The organism is Salidesulfovibrio onnuriiensis, assembly GCF_008001235.1.
GTDB lineage: Bacteria > Desulfobacterota > Desulfovibrionia > Desulfovibrionales > Desulfovibrionaceae > Pseudodesulfovibrio > Pseudodesulfovibrio onnuriiensis.
Window position 1 is genome coordinate 1,536,964 of record NZ_CP040751.1, and the last position, 20,732, is coordinate 1,557,695.

Here is a 20,732-nt window from a genome sequence, read left to right on the forward strand (position 1 = left end):
GCCACTGTACGAGCCCCTCGCCGGGGGCGGAAGTATAATTTATTGCTCGGCTGTCTGCGGGGCGGACCGGTAGGTCTTGCGGTTGCGCCGGATCTGGTATTTGACCACGGCGTCGTTGTGCTCCTTCAGGGTCCTGCTGAAGTGGTGGGTGCCGTCCCCCTTGGCCACGAAATAGAGATAGCGATGCTCTTCGGGGTGCTGGGCGGCCAGGATGCTTTCCAGGCCCGGGGAGCATATGGGCCCCGGGGGAAGTCCCGCCTTCGTATAGGTGTTGTAGGGGTTGGAAGTATCCCTGAGGTGCTTGCGCGTCAGGTTGCCGTCAAACCGCGGCCCCAGCCCGTAGATGATGGTGGGGTCGGTCTGCAGGAGCATGTGTTTCTTGAGCCGGTTGGCGAAGACGCCCGCGATGCGTATGCGTTCCTGGGCCGCGCCGGTCTCCTTTTCCACGATGGAGGCCAGGGTGACCACGCGGTGCATCTCTTCCCAGGGGGGCAGCCCTCCAGGCCAGGCCTGCTGCGCGTTGACAAAGAACTGCTTGAGCATGGTTTCCGCCATGTACCGGGCCTTGCCGGTCTCGGGCGGGGAGAGCAGGTAGGTCTCGGGGAACAGGTAGCCTTCGGCGCTTTCCGCCTGGATGCCGTATTGGCGCAGCAGGTCCGTGTCGTGCACCGCCCGGTCGAAGTCCTCAAAGGACCCCATGCCCGCTTCCTCCACCTTGTGCGCCACCTCCCACCAGGGCAGGCCCTCGCGGATGCCGATGCGTTCCAGAATGCCCGGGGTGGTGGTCAGCACGTCCAGCACCTGGCCGGGCGTCCATCCGGTATTGAGCAGGAACCGGCCCGCGCGGACCGATCCGCCTTTGTGGTTCAGGGCGGCCAGGCGCGTGAAACGGCGGGATTCGGTGATGACGCCCGCCTTCTTGAGGTTGCGGGCTATGGTGGACAGGGGCTGTCCCTTCTCCACAACGAATTCGACCGGCCTGCCCGGGGTTTCCGGGGGCACGGTCAGGAACCGGTGTTCCTGCCAGGCCTTGTATGCGAAGTGGGCGCAAACGCCACCGATACAGAGAGCCAGCAGCAGCGTGGTTATGAGGAGTGTGCGTTTTCGAGCCATGAGCGAAGGATGATGACGGCTGCCTGGCTGTCCAGGGCCTGTTTGCGTTTTTTGCCGAACACCCCGGCCATTTCGAGCTCCAGCTCTGCTTCGGCCGAGGAAAGGCGTTCGTCCCAGAGGTGGATGGGCACGTCGGTTCGGCGGCCCAGGCTTTGGGCGAAGTTGCGCGCCTGCCGGGTGGTCTCGGTGTCCTCGCCCTCCAGGGAGAGGGGCAGGCCCACCACAACGACTTCCACGGATTCATTGTGAATGATTTCCAGGAGTTCGTCAAAGAGAGCCTGGCGCGTGGTGCGCTCGATGGTCTTGTACGGCGAACAGAGCATACCCGTGGGGTCGCTGACCGCCAGGCCCACGCGCCTGATACCGAAATCTATGCCGAGTGCCCGCATGGTTTTTTGCGCTCCGTTGCTGCGATCGTGCAGGTCCCCGTCCCGTGTTCGGGGCAATGCGTCGCCTTGTGTTCGTGCTTTGAATGACTTAAATAACCACAGGGTTACTATAAAGCAAGGCGGTAAGGTTTGCAGCGGAATACGAACGGCGACACCAATATGAGGATTGTCTGGGGCATTGCGGCTCTGGCGTTTGTATTTCGCTGTGTTTACGTGCTTTCCCTCGGGCCGGAACTGCGGCTTCCGGATGAGGGCCGTTTTTGGTGTTTCGCCTCCAACCTGGCCGAGCATTTCACCTACAACTGCGGCGGACTGTTTGCACACGACATGCCCTTGACCGCCGCGTTTGCCGCCCTGTGCATCAAGATTTTCGGCCCCTCTCCTGTTCCCGTGCGCATTGGGTTTACCCTGTTTTCGGCGCTGACCGTGGTGCTTGTGGCCCGGCTGGCCCAAGTGTATTCCGGGTCGCGGCTGGCGGGTATCCTTGCCGCGTTGTGGGCCGCAGCATATCCTTTTTTTATTTTTTACACCGGGTTGCTGCTTTCCGAAACCCTGTTTCTCTTCTTCACGACTCTTCTCTTTTTGCTTTTTGCGCAAGGGGCGAAAAAGACCGTTCATACGGGAGTCGTCGCAGGCGTCAGCCATTTTGTGCGGCCCACGTTGATGTATTTTCTTCCCGTGGCGTGGTGCTGGCAGCTTGTCACGGGCAGGAGTTCCCTTTTCCGCGTGCTTGCGGCCTCGGCCATCTTCATTCTTGTCGTGGCCGGGTGGGGCTTGAGAAATTATTGCTTTTCCGGCCATTTCCTTGTGGCCACCCATGGCTCGGGGCAGGCCCTGTGGGAGGGGAACAATCCCTGGAACACCACGGGCGGCGTGTCCGAACCCCATTGGGAGTATCTCCGGGACATGCCTCCGGGGCTCGATGTGGTTGAGCAGGATGCGTGGAAAAAGAAACAGGCGATTGCTCATATCAAGGAAAAACCAAGACATTTTTTCAAACTGGCCTGGAGCAAGTTCTTGCGCTTTTGGCATCTCTGGCCCAATGCCGAAAAGTATGGCTCTGCCAAGTACAAGTGGGCCTCGCTCCTGAGCTTCGGGCCAGTGTTGCTGCTGAGCCTGTTCAGCCCGTGGGTTCTGCGTGACCGCTGGAAGCTCATGGGCCTCCCATGGCTGTTCATCTTCTATTACACGGCCCTGCATATGGTCACCATGGGCTCCATCCGCTACCGCCTGCCGTTGGAACCGCTGCTTATTGCTCTTGCAGCGGGCGTCGCGGCCCGGCTGGTCGAAAACAAAAGGTTTTCCGCCGGGCGACCGGAGTAGCTTCTCTACATCCCCCTGCGTTCCACTTTCTGGAGCAGGGCCGTCAGCTCCTTTTTCCACTTGGGACCGCCCACGCACTGGGCCAGGTACTCCGCAGTGTGCAGCACCGGGTTGTGGCGCTTGATCTCCATGAGGCTGCGCTGGATGCCCATCTTGCAGGACGGGCAGCCCACCACCACGGGGCGCTGCCTGTCGTTGCCCAGGTCCTGGGCGAGCTGGGTTTCCTTCCGGGACCGGAGGCGGTTGTAGATGTCCGGCGTGGTGATGGCCCCCAGGCCGGATTCCCCGCAGCAGCCGGGCGAGAGGTCCACCCGCGCGCCGGTCATTTCGGACAGGGCGCTGCGGTAGAGTTCCGGGGCTTTGTTCTTGGGCGCGTCCACCCACTCGGCGTGGCAGGCCGCGTGGTAGAGGATCTCGTCCGGGCAATCGGTCGGTCCGAGCCGCCCAAGCAGGAACTGCATAATATCCTGGTGTCCCATGGGGTCCACCAGCTCCTGGGAAAAGTCGTAGGACTCCAGGGATTCGCGGCAGGTGCCGCAGGAGGTCAGCAGGGTGGTGGCCTTGAGCCCGGCCTTGCCGGTCATGACCAGCACGTCGAGCAGGTCCTGCACGTTGCGGTGGCGGTTGGTCTTGTAAGCCTCCTCGCAGCCGCTGGCCAGCAGGGGATAGCCGCAGCACAGGTGCTTGTGGGGCAGGACCACGTTCACGCCCGCCTTGAGCAGCAGATAGACCGCGCCCATGCCTATGTCGCGGGAAAAGAGCCCAGCGCCGCAGCCCGGGAAGTAGAGCACAGTGTCCTCGGGATCGGCTCCCGGAACCTTGAACACCGAACCTTTTTCCAGCTCCAGGCCTTCGGCCAGGTTGCGGAAGTCGATGTGCGGTCCCGGCTTGAACATGGGGCTCTTGAGCTGCCTGCGCCAGCGCGCCGGGATCAGGCCCGCGCCCCGGTTGGCCAGGGTCTGGCCAACGGAGAGCGCCTTGGCCGTGCCCGGCAGGCGGCTTGAGGGATCCTTGGCCAGGTTTTCCAGCACCACCTTCTTGAGCCGGTGCCCGGACTTGCCCTTGTAGTCCAGGAAGGCGCGCATGGCCAGGGCCGCGCCCGCGGAGTTGATCTTCACCGGGCACACGGCCGTGCACTTGCCGCAGGCCGTGCAGTGGTCCATGAGGTCGCGCAGCCTGGCCATGAGCTCGTGGGCGGGCTCGCCGGTCTGGATCTGCGAATAGTAGATGGCCTCGATGAGCGCGCCCAGGCTGATGTTCTTGTTGCGCGGGTGGAACATGAGCCCCTTTTGCGGGAAATACATGGGGCAGACCTGCTTGCACTTGCCGCAGCGCGTGCAGGTCTGGATGTTGCGCAAGAGCTGCATGAGCTCTTCCTTGTCCTTGAGCGCGGTCTGCTCCAGGGCCTTGATGAGCCGGTTGAAGGAAAAGGTGAAGGGCTGGCTGGGCAGTTCTCGGCTGGTGAGTTTGCCCGGGTTGAGGATGTTCTTCGGGTCCACCTGGGCCTTGAACGCCACAAGGGCCTTGATCTTTTCCTCGGAAAGGTGGGCGATCTTGGTGATGCCGATGCCGTGCTCGCCCGAGACCTCGCCCTTGAGCTCCTTGACCTTGCGGAAGACCTCATCGGCCGCCTCATAGGCCGAGGCGAGCATTTCCGGGTCGTTGGAGTTCACGGGCAGGTTCACGTGGCAGTTGCCGTCGCCCGCGTGCATGTGCGAGGCCAGAATGACCCGCTTGGCCTGCATTTCCTCCCAGAGCGCCTTTATCTCCCGGTCCCGCTTGGGGTAGGTGTCGCGCAGCTTGGCCATGAGCATGCGGCACTGGCCCTCCTGCTCCTGATCCGAGATGTCGCGGAAGGTGATCTCGCCGCTCAGGATGTTGCGCACCCGGTGGCGGGCCTCCAGCAGATCCGGGTCCTCGGGGTCCACCCCCGGCAGTTCCGCGATCTTGGCCAGGGTCTTGCGGTAGATTTTGGCCAGGTAGATGAGGTTCATGTCCTCCAGGAAATCCGAGAACTCGGGCACCACGTTCAGGGGGATGACGATGTCCTCGTTGACCTTGAATCCCGAGGTGCGCTTGGCGATGGCCGAAAGCTTGTGCCGGTCCTCCCAGAACAGCTCGGCCTCCTTTTCGTCCCGGGCCATGAAGATATCCGTGTCCTCGTAGTTCTCCGCCAGGGAGACAATGGTCTGGGCCGCCTCGTCCAGGGCCTCCTCGTGGTCCGAGTCGAGCTGGAGGATGATCACCGAGATGGGGTCGCCCTCGTACTGTTCGGACTTGGTCTTGTATTCGATGGCCTGCACGTACTTGGGCCCGAATTCCTCCAGGGCCGAGATCTTCACCAGGTCGCCCTGCTCGCGGATGGTGTCGCGCAGGCCCACCACGTCCTTGATGACCAGCATGGCGTTGTGCATGGTGCGGCCGAAGAATTCCAGGCAGAGCACCCGCGAGTGTTCGAGCGTGTCGTGGCAGACGAAGGTGGCCTCGGTGAATATGCCGTCCACGCCTTCCTTCTGCACCCCGGGCAGGCCGCCCAGGAACTTGTTGGAAACGTCCTTGCCCAGGCCGTGGGCCCGCACCTCGTCGTCGCGCAGGCTCACGGAGCGCAGCAGCGCGCCCTTTTCGTCGAAGATGTCGAAGATCGCTTCCTCGCCCGGGAAGATCTTGTGGCGCGGGTGGTTGCGGCGTCGCACCTCGATGATGTCGCCGTTGGGGACCACCATGCGGTAGCGCAGGATGTTGTCGATGGTGGTGCCGTATTCGAAGCAGAACGGGCCGCCCGCGTTTTCCGAGAGGTTGCCGCCCAGGCTGGATCCGGCCTTGGAGGCCGGGTCGATGGTGAACAGCAGGCCCTTGTCCGCCGCGGCCTTGATGGCGTTGAGCGTCAGCACCCCGGTCTGGGCCGTGAGGGTCTTGTTCTGCGGGTCGATGTCCAGGATTTCCTTGAACCGGCTCATGGAAAGGATCACGCAGCGCTGCCGGGCCGGGATGGCCCCGCCCGTGAGCCCGGTGCCGCCGCCGCGTGGGATGATGCCGAAATTCATTTCATTGGCCAGCTTGACGATGCCCCGGATATGCTCCTCGCTGGTGGGGAAGAGCACCAGCATGGGCAGTTCCATGCGCAGGTCGGTGGCGTCCGTGGCCGATTCGATGATGCTGTTGGGCTCGTCCCCGATGTTGGCCTCGTCCATGAAACCGCGCAGCCGTTCCACCAGTTGCTTGCGGAAGGCCGTGTCCTCGTCGAAGCTGCGCCAGAATTCGCGGATGGCTGCGGAAAGGATCTTGGGGTATTCCCCGGACATGAGCGGCTTGGACATGTTCAGGCGGCGTTCCACGCTTTTGCGCACCAGTTCCGGGTCGATGAACGGATTGTAGCGCACCAGGAAGAGTTCGGCCGCCAGGTTGGTTGCCAGCTTGCGGACCGCCTCGGGCCAGTGGGCGAATTGTTCCAGGTCCACCATGCCGAAGGCGCGGGACATGAGTTGTTCGTCGGAAATCGAAATATGGGGGCCAAGCTGTGCCATGCCGTGTATCAATCCTCAGGGCGTAACGCCCGGTTTGCCTTGTTTTTGGGAAGGAAGGAAATATAGGTCCGGCCTTTCCGGATGGCAAGGGTAAAAAATGAACAGTTGCCAGGCGCAGGAATGGCCGGGGCTGAATTCTGAAAACGCCTATTTTTTCCTTTTTTATTGCGTTTTTCGTAATGATTGGCCATTTTCTTGGTTCAGTCGGAATGGTAGCACAAAAGGAAAGGCGTCCACAATATTCAGGTTCCTTAGCATCTCCGTTCTGGACAGCCACGGTATCCGGGTATATTTACCATGGCTTCACCACAGTACCTCAGCCCACAGGGGAAATCCCGCATGAAGACTTCCGATTTCGCAGATCTCAAAATGTTCATCACCGGCCCGACCATGATCCGCAAGGAAGTGCGCCAGGCAGGCGCGCTGCCCGAGTTCGGGCACCGGGACAAGGAGAACGACAAGCGCTGCGTTTCCATATTCCGGAACCTGAGGAAGATCGCCGGAGTGCCGGAAGGCTACGAGGTCTTTCTTATCAACGGATCGGGATCCACCTGCATGGAGGCCTCCATCCGCTCCCTGGTGCGCGACGACGAGACCGTGCTCAACATCTCGGTGGGCGCCTTCGGGGATCTTTACCACAATATCAGCAAGAACAACGGCAAGCAGGCCGAGATGCTGCGCTTTGACAACGGCAGCGCCGTGGAACTCTGCCGCGTGCGCGAGGCCCTGGAACGGGTCCGGCCCGCCGTGGTCACCGTGACCCACAACGAGACCAGCACCGGCGTGCTGAACAACATCACGGCCGTGTGCGAGCTGGCCCGCAAGCACGGGGCGCTGCCCCTGGTGGACGGGGTGTCCATCTTCGGGGGCATGGACCTGGACCTGCCCCAGGCCCGGCCCGCCATGTACTGCACGGCCACCCAGAAGTGCCTGGCCCTGCCCGCCGGTTTCGGCATCGGCTTCGTTGCCAAGGAGGCCCTGGACAAGGCCGAGACCGTGCCCGTGCGTGGCCATACCTCGGACATCATCCGCCAGGTCGGCAAGGCGCGTTCGCTCCAGTCCCTGACCACGCCCAACACCACGCTGCTCAACCAGATGGCCGTGCAGCTGGACTACATCGTCAACGAGGAGGGCATCGAGAACCGTTTTGCCCGCCACGCCAAGATGCAGGCCATGGTGGAAAACTGGGTGAGGAAGCAGGACGGGTTTGAGCTTTTTGCCCAGGAAGGGTACCGCAGCCCGGTAATGACGGCGGTGCGCGTGCCCGAGGGGATCTCCTTTGCAGTGCTCAAGGACGTGCTCAAGGAGCGCATGCGCGAGCGCGGCTACCTTTTCGACCCGGGCTACGGCAAGCTGAATAAGGAAATGGAGGCGGCGGGCGAGCGGCCCATCTTCCGTATCGGCCACATGGGCGACATCACGCCCGACATGGTCGAGGAGTATCTCGAGGAATTGGGCGAGGAGCTGGGGAGGTTGTAAACATCCGTGAAAAGCCATTTGCCCGAGTATAATGGATCCTTCAGACACGTTTTGTTTGGATTTGAAGGACGTTGCTCACGGAAGGATTATTTTCTTAAATATCTTCTTCCAATCTTTTCGGCTGGCGCGGGCTTGATTTACCTTTCGACATGGGCAAAGGCGGAATCCTTCATTGTTGATTTTGAATCTGTTCCTGCTGGTTTGTTTTTGATTGTTTTGAATGCTTTGAATTTATGGACTTTCATTGCCGCAGGAAAAAAACGTTGCCAAGACATGGATCGTTCCCCATGGTTCTTGTCGTTGAATTTGGTTCCTTTGGCCGGGATTTATGTTTTTATAGCGCTGGTATTCGAAAGCGGGACAAATGGGCCCAACAAATATGGGCGACCTGCCGAATAGCAAACAGTGACAGGTTGTATAACTACCGTCTAAAATAACAAGCGGTTGAGAAGGTTGATTTAGGCCCCGGTTTTCCGGGGCTTTTTTTATTCTAATTGCGCATATCCCTGCCGCGTGGTGGTATTATGGTCGTCCATCCAGCAAAGGGGGAGCATATGACGCTGCGCGCAAAACTCATTCTCGGTTTCGGGGTCCTGCTGGTCCTCATGGTCGTGGTCGCCGTGTTCGGGTTGGTTTCCGAGAACACGGCCGTCAACGGCTACGAAGGCCTCATTGACAAGGAACTGGCCATCCGCAGGCAGGCCTACGGCATCGATTCCTTCATGCTGCAGTGCCGCCGCAACGAAAAGGACTTCCTGCTGCAAAAGGACGAGAAGTACCTGGGCGCGTTCAACGGCAACCTCGACGGTCTCAAGTCCGCGAACGATAAGGCGGCCGGGCTGGCCGGGGAGATCGGCGCCAAGGATATCGCGGCCGTTTGCGCCCGTATCCGGGAGGCCGCTGGCCAGTATGGCGCCGCTTTCGGGCAGGTGGTGGAAAGCTGGAAGGCGCGCGGCCTGGATCACGAATCCGGGCTGCAGGGGGCGTTCCGCAAGGCCGTGCACAAGATCGAACCCGCCGTGGACGAAATCGTCAAGATGGCCGGCGAAAAGGCGCAGGCCAGCGCCGATGCGACCCGTGAAAGCGCCGATGCCATGGGGGCTTTGTCCCTGACGCTGGCGGGCGTGGCCGTCGTTCTCGGCATTGCCATCGTCTTTTTCATCGTGCGTTCCGTCCTGCGTCAGCTCGGGGTGGATCCCGCCGTGCTCGCGGACGTGGCCAACCGGATCGCCGCCGGGAAGCTGGGTGTGCGTTTCGAAGACGACCTGGCCCCGGGAAGCGTGTACGAAGCCATGAAGACCATGTCCGAACAGTTGCAGCGGGTCATTGCCGAGGTGCTGGAGGCCGTGGAAAACGTGGCCTCGGGCAGCGAGGAGCTCTCGGCCTCCGCGGAATCCCTGGCCCAGGGGGCGAACCAGCAATCCACCTCGGTTCAGGCCGTTTCCCAGAGCGTGGCCCAGATGGCTTCCAGCATCGGCACCACCAGCGAGAACGCGCAGCAGACCGAAACCATTGCCAACAAGGCCAGCGCCAATGCCGGGGAAACCGGCAAGGCCGTGGTCGGCACGGTGCGGGCCATGCAGGAGATCGCCGAAAAGATCTCGGTGGTGGAGGAGATCGCCCGCCAGACCAACCTGCTGGCCCTGAACGCCGCCATCGAAGCGGCCCGCGCAGGGGAGCAGGGCAAGGGCTTCGCCGTGGTCGCCGCGGAAGTACGCAAGCTGGCCGAGCGCAGCGGGACCGCCGCAGCCGAGATCAGCGAGCTTTCATCCAACAGCGTTGAGGTGGCGGTGAAGGCCGGGGAAATGCTGGAGGCCATGGTTCCGGACATCAACCATACCGCCGAGCTGGTGCAGGAGATCAATTCGGCCAGCGCCGAGCAGAGTACGGGCGTGGATCAGATCAACGAAAGCATTCTCAATCTCGACAACGTGGTGCAGCAGAACGCGTCCATGTCCGAGGAGGTTGCCAGCACGTCCGAAGAGCTTTCGGGCCAGTCCCAGCAGCTGCAGCAGACCATGTCCTACTTCGACCTGACCGGGGTGGACAGGCATGTTCCGCGGGCGGCGCTCCCCGCCGCGCCTGCCGAGGATGCGCCGGACGATGAGTTCGACCGTTACTGATGCGCCGGGAACCATCTGGCCGCCTTCGGGGCCAGCAGCGGTGCAAGCTTTTCCCAACCCACCGTGGCCTGCTGCTGCCCGAAGACGTAGGCGGCCAGATGGTAGGGCGGGAAGTAGAAGGTCAGGCCCTCGGGAGCGCAGGTGAAGAACTGGTAGTTTTCCCGGGTGGGCTCGGTGCCGTCCCGGAACCACGTTTCATCCACATGGTCCCCCAGGTTGGGCAGGATCTGCGCACGGGTGTCCTCGGCTATGATTTCCAAGGCAGCGGGTACGTCCGTAAACAATCCGTCCAGCCTCACATCCTCGCCCGTTTCCAGATCGAAATTGAAGGTGGTCACGAAGTGGTTGGGGTGCGCCCCGCCCGTGAAGTACATGGTCTGGAATCTGATCCCCAGCAGCTTCCCCTTGATGCCGGAAAGGGACGGCCCGATGTCGAGCATGTATTTCCAGTGCCCGGGGTTGTCCCTGCTTCCCGCGATGGTGGCCTTGAACTCGTGCAGGGAGTTCTGGACCCAGGTCCGCACGGTCCTGTTGATGCGCGCGTCCATTACCGCCGGGTAGGTTGCTCTGATTCCGGCCTCGAAGGTGTCTTCCTGGATGTGGATGACGCTGGCCACGCACGGGGGCAGGGAAGGGGCGGCCGAGGCGCTGGCCGTCAGGACAAGACCGAGAATGAATGTGCTGATGAGGGTTCGCATGCCCTCACTTTATCAGCCAGCTAAACTTTTTCCAATGCCAAAAGCCGCTGCCCCCACGCGGCCTGGCCCAGGGAGATGCAGGCGTCGTTGGGCGGCACGACCGTGTGCTGCAGCACCTGCAGGCCGCACAGCTCCAGGGCCATGGGCAGCTCCGAGGCGATGGTCAGGTTCTGCATGACCCCGCCGGACAGGGCGATGTGCCCGGTGCCCAGTACCTCGGAAAAGGCCGCCGCCATTTCAGCCAGCCCGTTGATGAGCCCCAGATGGAACCGGCGGGCGATGACACCCTTGTCCACGCCCCGCTCCAGATCCTCCAGCGCCCCGGCCACCAGCTGCAGGGTGTCCAGCACGGCGGGTTCGTCGTCGGTGGTCAGCGGGCAGGGATAGGCCCCGTGTTCGCTCATGTCCTGTATCTTCTCCAGCAGGATGGCGGCCTGGCCTTCGTAGGAAATGGTCTCGGCCAGCCCCAGGAGCCCGGCCACCGCGTCGAACAGGCGGCCGCAGCTGCTGGTCAGCGGGGCGTTGATGTTTTTTTCCAGAAGCTGGGGCAGCAGGCGGGAGGGCGTTTCGAAATTTTCCAGCCAGGGCCAGGGGTAGGTTCCCGGCTCGCGGACGCCCAGTTCCCAGAGCGCGGCCTGGGCCAGCCGCCACGGCTCCCTCACCGCGGTCTCGCCCCCGGGCAGCCGGATGTGGGCAAAACGGGCCAGCCGCTGGTGTTCCAGCGTCTCGTTGTCCACCCAGAGGCATTCTCCGCCCCAGATGGTGCCGTCCTCGCCATAGCCCGTGCCGTCCAGGGCCAGGCCGATGGCCGGGCCGAGGTGCCTGTTTTCGGCCAGCACCGCATGGATGTGCGCGTAATGGTGCTGGAGCGCCCTGCGGGGAACGTTGCGCTCGGTCGCGATTTCCCCTGCCAGGGTGGTGGTCATGTAGTCCGGATGCAGGTCGTGGACCACCAGTTCCGGTTTGACCTGGAGAATGGATTCCAGGTGGCTGAGTATCTCGCGGTAAAAGCCGTAGACCTCCAGGTTGGCCATGGTGCCGATGTGCTGGCTGGGAAATGCCTGGTCGCCCTTGGTCAGGGTCATGGTACACTTGAGCTCCGGGCCGGTGCCCAGCACCGTGGGGCCGGATTCGGGCAGGAAGACCGGGGACGGGGTGAAGCCGCGCGCCCGGCGCAGGAAGATGGGGCTGCCCGTGCACGGATTCATGCGCAGCACCGAGTCGTCGCAGCGGATCAGGATGTCGCGGTTGTGCAGCAGGAAGATGTCCGCGATGTCCGGCAGCCGTTTCAGGGCCTCGCGGTTGCCTAGGCAGATGGGTTCGGAACTGAAGTTGCCCGAGGTCATGACCAGGGCGGGCAGCCGATCCTGGCACAGGGCCGCGTAGTATTCGAAGAGCACGTGGTGCAGCGGCGTATAGGGCAGCATGACGCCGACGAAATTCGTATCCGGCGCAATTGACGGGGCAATGGGCGGCAGGGCCGCCTTGGACGCCAGCACGATGGGCCGGTGGATGCCCGTGAGCCACTCCTCTTCCTCGGGCATGATTTCGGCCAGCTTCCGGGCTGCGTCCATGTCCGGCACCATGACCGCCAGGGGCTTGTCCGGCCGGTTCTTGCGGCGTCGCAGTTCACGCACGGCCTCCTCGTTGGCGGCGTCGCAGGCCAGGTGGAACCCGCCCAGCCCCTTGATGGCGGCGATCCTGCCTTCGGCCAGGGCGGCGGCCAGCCGCCGCAGGGCCTTGTCCCCGCGCGCCAGCTCCTCGCCAGCGCCGTTCGTGAGCCAGACCTCGGGCCCGCACTCGGGGCAGGCATTGGGCTGGGCATGGAAACGCCGGTCCAGCGGGTCCTCGTATTCCCGCTGGCAGCTCGGGCAGAGCGGAAAGCAGCCCATGGAGGTGCCGGGCCGGTCATAGGGGATGGAGCGGGTGATGGTATAGCGCGGTCCGCAGTTGGTGCAGTTGGTGAACGGGTAGCGAAAGCGCGGGTTCTCCGGGTCGCGCATGTCGGCCAGGCAGTCCGCGCAGGTGGCCACGTCCGGGCTGATGAGCACGCTGTGGCCGTGGCCGCCCGTGCTCTTGAGGATCTCGAATCCGGTCTCGCCCTCCACCGGGGGAATGCCCTCGGTGTCCAGGGTCACGATGCGCGCCAGGGGCGGCAGCTTGGTTGCCAGGTCCGCGGTGAAGCATTCCACGGCGTCTTGATCCGCCTGCACCTCGATGACCACGCCCTCGGGCGAGTTCCTGACCGAGCCCGAGACCTGGTTTTCCGTGGCGATGCGGAAGACAAAGGGGCGGAAACCCACGCCCTGAACCTGTCCCGTGATGATGAACCTGCGCCGGATTTGTCGAGCCATGTCAAGGTTGTAGCGCCGCAGCAAGCCTGTGGCAAGGGGGTGTCAGGCCTTTTTGCCCAAATGGCGCAGCAGGCTCTTGAAGCGGCCCCGTATCAGGCGCAGCAGTTCGAACTTCACCGGGTCCAGTTTCTGGGGGATGACGAATCCCTCGGCCTTGAAATGGGCGGGTTTTTCCAGGGGGTAGATAAGGTCCTCGGGGCGTGCGCCGGGCAGGCCGCGCTTGAGCGCCTCCTCCCACAGGGGGACCATGGCGGGTTTTGCGCCGAGCACAACGTAGGCGGCCGTGTCCAGGGCCACGGGGTTGGCGGATGCCGCCAGCATGCCCAGGGGAAAGGGACGTCCCCGGGCCGGTCCGGTCTCGTGCATGGGCCGGATGGCGTCCATGAGGGTGAGGGTGGGCGGCAGGGCCCCCGGGATGTCCATGATCATTTCCCGGAACAGGGTGCCCTTTTCGCCGAGCTGGTTGTGGGCGAAGGCCTTGCGGAAACCCACCACGCATCCGAACAGGTTTTTGACCGCTCCGGTGAGACGCATCTGGATGTGGGCCTTGAGGCGCGGCACGTTGACGATCAGGTCCGCGTTCAGGGCAGTTGCGGAAAGCCCCACTTCCAGGCCGCAGGGCAGTTTGGTGGGGCGCGGATTGCGCAGCCCCTGGACCTTGAGGCCCAAAGGCGCGATGGCCTCGGCAATGCCTGCGGCGCGGGCCACGTGCGGGGCCGGGCCGAAAGCGGGTGAGTCGGCCACCGTGACCCGCTCGCCGCCGTCCAGCAGGCAGGCGCACACGGCGCGCACCACCAGGGCGTTGGTGCAGGAGACTTTCGCGTTGGTGGCGTTGACCAGGTTGGGCTTGACCAGCACCGAGCGGCCCGGGACGGGCCTGTACCCGGCCTCTTCCAGCAGCACGCCCACGGCCGGCTCCAGCAGGGTGGATTCGTATTCCAGGATGCGGGCTATGGCCACTCGAGTCGTCATGGGCCATACTTACGTTTTTTCAGGCGCTTCCCGCAAGCTCCCCTTGCAAAGAAAGGGCGGGCGTGGGAAGAATTTCCCATGACTCGCCCGCTTATCCTTCTTTCCAACGCCAGTGTGACCCGTTCCAACCGCAAGCTGTTGCGCGGTCTCGACTGGGAACTGGAGCGAGGGGAGCACTGGGCCGTGTGCGGCGTGAACGGGGCGGGCAAGACCACTTTGCTGCGCCTCATGCGTGGCGAGATCGCGCCGGACCAGGACGGCGAGCGCCGCTATGATTTCGGCGAGGGCGCGCAGGAAACCGTCCTCGGCCTGCGCCACCGCATCGGCATCGTTTCCTCGGATCTGCAGGATTTCTATGTGTTGCACGGGGGCAGGGCCACGGGCCGCGAGATCGTGCTGGCCGGTTTTTTTGATTCCACGCAGCTGCACGAGCAGCCCACCGTGGCCCAGGAAGTGACCGCCGACGAGGTGTTCAAGTCCCTGGGCATCCGGGGGCTGGCCGCCATGAGCGCGGAGAGCATGTCCACGGGTCAGTTGCGCCAGGTGCTCATTGCCCGCGCCCTGGCCTGGAAGCCGGACGTGCTGCTGCTGGACGAATGTCTGGACGGCCTGGACGCGGCGGCCCGGGAAAAGATGGCGGCGCTTATCGATAAGGCTGCGGAAATGACCACCCTGGTGGTGGCCGCGCACCATGCCGAGGACCTGCCCGCCTGCATTGGCCGGGCCCTGGTCCTGGAGGATGGAGCCATTGTGGCGCAGGGCGGCCGGGGCAGGGCCCTGGCCCACCTCACGCCGGAGGCAGAGCCCGCTGAATGCCCGTTGCCTCCTTCCGGGCACGGCGAGGACGTGCCGTTCATCTTCCGCATCAGCAACGCGGACGTGGTCATGGACGGGACCCATGTGCTGTACCGGATCAGCTGGGAGATGCTCCCGGGCCAGAACTGGGCCGTGCTCGGGGAAAACGGGGCGGGCAAGACCACGCTGCTGCGTATGCTGCTCAGCGAGGTGGCTCCCTATGCCGAGCAGGGCGGCATCCAGTGGTTCGGTGGGGTCCCCTTTGACACGGTGCGGCCGACCCTGGGGCTGGTTTCGCAGCAGTTGCAGGCCTCCTACGGCAGGGAGCTGGGCTGGGAGGTGACCGTGCTGGAAACCGTGCTTTCCGGGTTCCGGTGCACGGTGGGCCTGCTGGAGGAGCCCGAGGAGCAGGAGGTGGAGCGCGCCCGGCAGGTTATGGCCTTCATGGGCGTTGCCGATCTGGCGGACGAATCCCTGCGCAATCTTTCCTACGGGCAGCAGCGCCGGGTGTTCCTGGCCCGGGCCGTTGCCTTTGGCCCCCGGCTGCTTCTGCTGGACGAACCCCTTTCCGGCCTGGATCCCCGAACCCGCGAGGAGGTGCTGCCGCTCCTGAATCGGCTGGCGGGCCGGGGCACCCCCACGGTGATCGTCACCCACCATCGGGAGCAGGTCTTTGAGGCCATCACCCATGTACTGGAAATGAGCCGGGGGCGGATCATCTTCCAGGGGACCCGCGAACAATGGCGGACACGCCGGTAGTCGCTGATGCGGTTGCCATGTTCCGGGGCGCGGGGTATGTTTGCGGCAGGCCCCACCAACCACAGGAGAAGTACATGCGCACCGAAGGCGAAGTGACCTGGTTCAACGAACGCAAGGGATTCGGGTTCATCAAGGGCGACGACGGCCTGGAGCTTTTCGTGCATTACACGGAGATCACCCGGGACGGGTTCCAGACCCTGGACCCGGGCGAGCGCGTTTCCTACGAGGTGAGCGACGCGGACCGGGGGCCCAAGGCCGTGGAGGTGCGTGTGGTGGGGGAGAAGACCCACGGTTCCTTCATATAGTTCGGCTGCCCCTCCAGATTCGATTGCCTTGTTGCTGCAAAAAAGTCAGATCCTCACGTATTGATTTATACGCTCCGGTCTGTCTTTTTTTTGCGCCGCGCACTCGAATCTGTTTTGACCGCCAAACGGTCAATGCTCAAAAAGTTCATGAGCCGGTTCACCAGAGTTCCTTTTTCCGGTATGCAGACGGAAACAAGGAGTTTTTTCATGGCCGATTTTCTCGTTGTCACGTTGTTCAAGGAGCCCGGATTCACGGCCGTGGTCAGCGCCGTGGCCGGGGCTTTGGCCACCTTTTTCGGCAACTATCTGCTCCAGGCCCGCAAGGCCCGGGACAGCCTGCGCATGGAGCAGTTCAAGCTCGGGCGTTCGGACCGGGTGGCCGCCCTGGGCGATTTCATGGTCCTGATCCGCGCCCTGACCTCCCACCTGGACCCCCGTCAGACCCTCATAGGCATCAACCGGTTCAAGGAGATCATGGCCGAGCATTACGACGGCAGCCTGGAGGTGAAGCTGGGCTTTGTCTGCGCGGAGACCATGCAACGCATTAATCGGCTGGACGATCTCTATGCCGAGGCCCTCTACGGGCTGGTTTCCGAGGATGACTACGAGCGTTTTCGCGAGAAAATGCGCACGGAACTTTCCGAACTGGTGCCGGATCTCCGTAGGTCCATCAAGGAGGAACTTCGCGCCATCAGCTAGCAATTCTCATGTATTGACTTTGAAATTCATTATCAATATATGATTCTTTCCATCATACCCAGAAGCCCGCATGCGGGTGCAATACACGGGCTCGGGCCCGGAGGAGAACAGAATGGAAAGAGTCAACCGTTTCGGCACCACCTCGGACATGGTCATTCAGGAAATCGAGCATGACGGGGTGCTCAAGCTGCTGGCAATCGACGCCAAGGGCCTCTACCTGACCACGCCGGAACGGGTGGGAGCCATCATGGCGGACGTGAACCGCTACGGCGTGGACCGTCGGCAGACCCTGGAGCTGCTGCAAAGCCGGGGTCTTTCCCCTGCGGAGATATTCGAGGCCAACAAGGACAAGATCAAGGTCGTGGGGTTGCAGGAAAGGAAAAAGATCAACCCGCTCAAGGCCTCCAAGCGCGGGCTGTAATCGTCCCATCGGTAAACGGAAAAGCCCGGCATTTGCCGGGCTTTGTCTATTCTTTGTCCCTGGTTGCGTAGGAAATGAGGTTCAGGCTGACGCCCTGCCGGTCCCTGATGACGCAGAAACGTCCTATGCCGGGAATGTCGGTGGGCGGAAGAACCACTTCTCCGCCCAAGTCCTCGACCTTCCCTGCGGAAAGCTCGACATCGTCGACCGTGACGTATGGATCCCAGCAGGGGGCGACATCCTCAGGGACGTTGCCGTCCCTGAGCATCATGCCGCCCACCACGGCAGCCCCCTTGTGGGCCACCAGGTAGGTGTTGCCATAGATGGTTTTCGTCTCCGTGAAGGACCAGCCCAGCAGGGCGCCGTAGAACTGCTTCGCCGATTCCAGGTCGGTGGTTATCAACTCGTTCCAGCTGAACGTGCCATGCTTGTCGGAAGATCCCTGCATTGTTCCGTTTTTCCTGTTGCTTGCTACAGCCCGTGGTCGCGCATGTGCGCGTCGAGCACGTTGTCGGCGGGGAAGGTCTTGGATTTGATTTCGCCATCGCGCAAGGTGTAGCGCGTCACCTTCCATTCCACGTGGTCGATGTAGTCCAGCGCGCCCCAGGCTCCTTCGGGCATGAGCTTGATCATGGCCTCCAGGAAATCATCCACATCCAGGTACTTGCCCTCGTGATCCACGCGCAGCACGTTGTCCTTGTATTCCACCTGCTCAAAGGGAATGGCGTCCCTGATCTGTTCGAAAATCTCGGGCGGCAGTTTGTGGAAGTCGCCGTATACGCGAACGTCGTCTCTCATATCTGAACTCTGTGTTGTTTTTCTATTGCGGGGGATTGGCTCAGATCCCCGGGGGAAACCTGTCCAGCACCAGGCGTCGGCGGTGCTCGAAGTCGGCCCAGAGCCGCTGGTTGTTCCAGTCGATGATGCGTTGCAGGTCCTCGTCCGAATACTTGGTGTCCAGCTTGAGCTTGTTGCCCATGACCTGGCCCATCTGGCGCACGGTCTGGGCCTTGGCCAGGCTGGAATGCTGCACGTGCCGGATGGCCAGGCCGCCGCAGTAGAAGGCGGGCATGCCCTCCAGGCAGGAGCGCAGGTCGCGGTCGATGTCGTCGAACTGCGACGGGTTGAAACGCACGTCGAACGGACCGGTCTTGCGGATGGATTCCAGGCTGACCATATGGCAGCAGCCGCTCACGGACAGACAGGGCCGGGAATAGGAGAACAGGCCCGTGTCCAGGCCGCCCGAGCAGTTGTCGAAGGCCAGCACCCGGTTGGGCAGTTCGTTGTCCGCGGGGGGCAGGGGCAGTTGCGGAAAGACGTTGTAGTCCCCGGACTGCAGGCCGTAGGGCGGCACGGCCGCAGTGATGCGGCAGCCGATGGCCCCGGCATTGGGCTGCGCCCTGGCCGCGCCCAGCAGGCGTGGCAGCCAGTCCTCGGGCAGGATGATGTCGTCGTCCAGGAACGCGGCCCATTTGCAGGCCTGGACCTCGGGCAGGCTGAGCAGCCAGTTGCGCGCGGGCGGAGCGCCCACGTTGACGGGCAGGGTCACGGAGGTGAACCGGTCCGGCCCGAATCGCTCACCGAATCGTTTGAGCACCTCGGGGGTGCTGTCCGTGGAACCGTTGTCCAGGGTGAAAATCTTTGCCTGGCCGATGGCGCTTTGCTCCAGGCTCTCCAGGGTCTGGGCCAGCAGGTCTCCCTTGTTCCAGGAATAGGCCAGCACGGCCACGGCTGCGGTCTCCTCCTCGGTGCCCGTTTCCGGGGGCTGGATCAGGTCGTGGAGTTTGAGGGTCAGGTTCACGTGCCAGGGCATGGCCTGCCAGAGCAGGACAAGGGTTTCCAGGCCCTCGCGCTTCTGCCCGGCCCGGAGCAGCATCTCGCCGCTGAAATACAGCTTCCAGGCCCCCCAGAGCGCGGTGTCGAGCTTCAGGATCTTGAGCAGCGCCTCTTCCGGGCTGTGATAGTGGACCGCCCATTCCGCTTCCAGGCGGGCGCGCAGGGGCAGCAGCTCCTCGGGCCAGGGCACGGCTTCCAGCGCGGCCATGGGCAGGTCCGGGGTTCCCAGGAGCAGCAGTTCGCGCCAGACCCGGGCCAGCCAGCTCAGGCAGGTGGCCGGGTCGCGCAGCTTGACCAGCAGGAAGCGGCGGATGAGCTTGATGTCGCGCTCCTCGGTGAGGGCCTGCCAGGTCAGCTCCATTTCCTGGTCCTGGAGCGGCGTGAGCCGCTTGGCCAGGGCCATTGCCAGGTGGAAGCACTGGGGGGTGAGGTAGGGCCGCTCGCCCTGCCGGGAAAGCTGGCGTTCCAGCAGGTTCACACTGAGCGGGTCGTTGGACCAGGCCCAGTGGGCCAGGGCCTGTCCCGCAGCCGCGCACTGCGGATATTCCGCCGCGAGTATGTCCAGCCCCTGCAACATGCCCATCTGGTGGCTCACGGATTCCGAGCCCAGGGCCCAGGCAGGCAGGTGACGCTTGAGGGGCGGGAACAGGTCGCTCCCGGCAAAGGGCAGGTTGGGAATGCCGGTCATGGGTGCAGCGTCTCCAGGTCGTCGAGTATGATTTTCGCGGCCCGGTCGGGCGCGCCGGGCTCGCCCAGCATGGTGCGCAGCCGTTCGAGCTCTTCCTTGACGCGATTGAAGATTTCCAGGTTTTCCAGCCAGATGTGGGCCGAGCGGGTCAGGGCGTCGGCCGAGGCCATGTCCTGCAGATGTTCGGGAAAGACTTCCTTGCCCAGGATCAGGTTGGGCAGGCTGGCGAAATCCACCTTCACCACCCAGCGGGCGATGCGGTAGCTCAGGCTCGAAAGCTTGTAGGCGATGAGCGCCGGGGTGCCGATGAGCGCGCATTCCAGGGAAACCGTTCCGGACGCGGCCAGCACGAATTTGCAGGAGCGGATGACCGTGTAGCGGTCCTCGGGTTCGGCAAAGGCCACGGGCACGTCCACGGGCCAGATGTCCATGAGCCGTTCCTTGCCCATGCCCGGCGCGCGGATGATGGTGAAATGCAGGTCCTTGTCGCGCTCCAACAGCCTGCGGGCGGTCTCCGCGAACTCGGGGAGCAGGGTGGCCACTTCCTTGCCGCGCGATCCGGGCAGGATACCGATGTGCTTTTCGTCCACGGCCCGCGTGTCCAGTTCGGCAGTGGGCACCTGGTCCACCAGCGGGTTGCCCACGTAGTCCACGTCCATGCCGAAGCGGGCGTAGAATTCCTTTTCAAAGGGCAGGATGCACAGCACCTTGCGTACGTTGTCACGCAGGAAATTTGCCCTGCCAGAACGCCAGGCCCAGATCTGCGGGCTGATGTAGTAGTACACCGGGATGCCCAGCTTCCGGGCGATGCGCACCACGCGGAAGTGGAAGTCCGGGCAGTCCAGCAGGATGATGGCCCGGGGGCGGATACGCTCGAAGTCCTTGCGCAGGGCGCGCAGCAGCTTCAGGATCCGGGGCAGGCCGCCCAGAACCTCGGTGAGCCCCACCAGGGAGATGAGCTGCATGGGGTATTGTATGCCCACCCCGGCGTCTTCCATGGCCGGGCCGCCCATGCCCACCAGCTCCAGGGACGCGTTCTGCCTTTTCAGGGCCTTGACCAGCAGGGCACCGTGCATGTCGCCCGAGGCCTCGCCCGCGCTGATCCAGACCGGACCGGAGTTGTTTTTTGCGTTCATGTTCCGGTGTTTATCCCGAATGCGTCCGTGCCGCAAGGCCGGGGCGGCCTGAACCGGCGAACAATCCTTGCCATTCGCGGCTTATGGCGGTACGAAACACCTTCTTTTGAACACAAAC

Annotated in this window: 18 protein-coding genes; 8 read left to right on the plus strand and 10 right to left on the minus strand. The window is 63.2% G+C overall.

The genetic code is table 11. The features are described 5' to 3' along the window. Positions 1-39 precede the first annotated feature (39 nt). The gene (gene mltG, locus FGL65_RS07030) at positions 40-1,113 is read right to left on the minus strand and encodes an endolytic transglycosylase MltG (RefSeq protein WP_147820451.1); all 1,074 of its coding nucleotides are present in this window, start codon (positions 1,111-1,113) and stop codon (positions 40-42) included. Next, positions 1,086-1,502: a Holliday junction resolvase RuvX gene (gene ruvX, locus FGL65_RS07035; RefSeq protein ID WP_147820453.1), complete on the minus strand. Its 417-nt coding sequence runs from the start codon at positions 1,500-1,502 to the stop codon at positions 1,086-1,088. The genes mltG and ruvX overlap by 28 nt, the downstream gene beginning before the upstream one ends. A 159-nt stretch (positions 1,503-1,661) precedes the next feature. Between ruvX and FGL65_RS07040 the strand changes: the two genes are divergently transcribed. After that, positions 1,662-2,825, plus strand: a complete 1,164-nt coding sequence (locus FGL65_RS07040) for a glycosyltransferase family 39 protein (RefSeq protein ID WP_147820455.1) — start codon at positions 1,662-1,664, stop codon at positions 2,823-2,825. A gap of 5 nt (positions 2,826-2,830) precedes the next feature. On the opposite strand, the gene FGL65_RS07045 is transcribed toward FGL65_RS07040, so the two are convergent. Continuing rightward, complete coding sequence (locus FGL65_RS07045) at positions 2,831-6,349, minus strand: FAD-binding and (Fe-S)-binding domain-containing protein (protein ID WP_147820457.1); 3,519 nt, start codon at positions 6,347-6,349, stop codon at positions 2,831-2,833. Positions 6,350-6,688: 339 nt separating this feature from the next. On the opposite strand from FGL65_RS07045, the gene FGL65_RS07050 reads away from it, so the two are divergent. The 3 genes from FGL65_RS07050 to FGL65_RS07060 all read left to right on the plus strand — a co-directional run bounded on the left by FGL65_RS07050 (position 6,689) and on the right by FGL65_RS07060 (position 9,951). Further along, complete coding sequence (locus FGL65_RS07050) at positions 6,689-7,828, plus strand: pyridoxal-phosphate-dependent aminotransferase family protein (RefSeq protein ID WP_147820459.1); 1,140 nt, start codon at positions 6,689-6,691, stop codon at positions 7,826-7,828. Positions 7,829-7,834: 6 nt separating this feature from the next. Beyond that, positions 7,835-8,227 (plus strand): DUF805 domain-containing protein, encoded by a 393-nt coding sequence (locus FGL65_RS07055; protein WP_147820461.1) that lies wholly within the window; start codon positions 7,835-7,837, stop codon positions 8,225-8,227. Between the two features lie 155 nt (positions 8,228-8,382). Further along, positions 8,383-9,951 (plus strand): methyl-accepting chemotaxis protein, encoded by a 1,569-nt coding sequence (locus tag FGL65_RS07060; RefSeq protein ID WP_187170571.1) that lies wholly within the window; start codon positions 8,383-8,385, stop codon positions 9,949-9,951. On the opposite strand, the gene FGL65_RS07065 is transcribed toward FGL65_RS07060, so the two are convergent. Genes FGL65_RS07065 through FGL65_RS07075 form a run of 3 tightly spaced genes read right to left on the minus strand, consistent with a single transcriptional unit; the run spans position 9,945 to position 13,975 of the window. Continuing rightward, positions 9,945-10,649 (minus strand): RsiV family protein, encoded by a 705-nt coding sequence (locus FGL65_RS07065; RefSeq protein ID WP_147820465.1) that lies wholly within the window; start codon positions 10,647-10,649, stop codon positions 9,945-9,947. The two genes, FGL65_RS07060 and FGL65_RS07065, sit on opposite strands and share 7 nt — an antisense overlap. Positions 10,650-10,669: 20 nt before the next feature. Next, positions 10,670-13,003, minus strand: a complete 2,334-nt coding sequence (gene hypF / locus FGL65_RS07070; RefSeq protein ID WP_147820467.1) for a carbamoyltransferase HypF — start codon at positions 13,001-13,003, stop codon at positions 10,670-10,672. Between the two features lie 42 nt (positions 13,004-13,045). Then, on the minus strand, positions 13,046-13,975 hold the full coding sequence (locus FGL65_RS07075; RefSeq protein ID WP_147820469.1) for a DUF362 domain-containing protein: 930 nt from the start codon (positions 13,973-13,975) through the stop codon (positions 13,046-13,048). Between the two features lie 78 nt (positions 13,976-14,053). Here FGL65_RS07075 and FGL65_RS07080 point away from each other — a divergent pair, with 78 nt between their 5' ends. From FGL65_RS07080 to FGL65_RS07095, 4 genes are all read left to right on the plus strand, one after another. Then, complete coding sequence (locus FGL65_RS07080) at positions 14,054-15,529, plus strand: ABC transporter ATP-binding protein (protein ID WP_147820472.1); 1,476 nt, start codon at positions 14,054-14,056, stop codon at positions 15,527-15,529. A gap of 74 nt (positions 15,530-15,603) precedes the next feature. Then, positions 15,604-15,834 (plus strand): cold-shock protein, encoded by a 231-nt coding sequence (locus FGL65_RS07085; protein ID WP_147820474.1) that lies wholly within the window; start codon positions 15,604-15,606, stop codon positions 15,832-15,834. Between the two features lie 207 nt (positions 15,835-16,041). Next, the gene (locus FGL65_RS07090) at positions 16,042-16,533 is read left to right on the plus strand and encodes a hypothetical protein (RefSeq protein WP_147820476.1); all 492 of its coding nucleotides are present in this window, start codon (positions 16,042-16,044) and stop codon (positions 16,531-16,533) included. A 112-nt stretch (positions 16,534-16,645) separates the two neighbouring features. Further along, positions 16,646-16,954, plus strand: a complete 309-nt coding sequence (locus FGL65_RS07095; RefSeq protein WP_147820479.1) for a hypothetical protein — start codon at positions 16,646-16,648, stop codon at positions 16,952-16,954. 46 nt (positions 16,955-17,000) lie between these two features. On the opposite strand, the gene FGL65_RS07100 is transcribed toward FGL65_RS07095, so the two are convergent. From FGL65_RS07100 to lpxB, 4 genes are read right to left on the minus strand one after another with little or no spacing between them, the layout of a single operon-like run. Beyond that, positions 17,001-17,402, minus strand: coding sequence for a VOC family protein (locus FGL65_RS07100; RefSeq protein ID WP_147820481.1), 402 nt, complete (start codon positions 17,400-17,402; stop codon positions 17,001-17,003). 23 nt (positions 17,403-17,425) lie between these two features. Continuing rightward, positions 17,426-17,752, minus strand: coding sequence for a hypothetical protein (locus FGL65_RS07105; protein ID WP_147820483.1), 327 nt, complete (start codon positions 17,750-17,752; stop codon positions 17,426-17,428). A 40-nt stretch (positions 17,753-17,792) separates the two neighbouring features. Then, positions 17,793-19,478, minus strand: a complete 1,686-nt coding sequence (locus FGL65_RS07110; protein ID WP_147820485.1) for a glycosyltransferase — start codon at positions 19,476-19,478, stop codon at positions 17,793-17,795. Continuing rightward, a complete protein-coding gene (gene lpxB, locus FGL65_RS07115; protein WP_147820487.1) occupies positions 19,475-20,614 on the minus strand; it encodes a lipid-A-disaccharide synthase in 1,140 nt (379 codons plus the stop codon). The genes FGL65_RS07110 and lpxB overlap by 4 nt, the downstream gene beginning before the upstream one ends. Between the last annotated feature and the right edge of the window lie 118 nt (positions 20,615-20,732).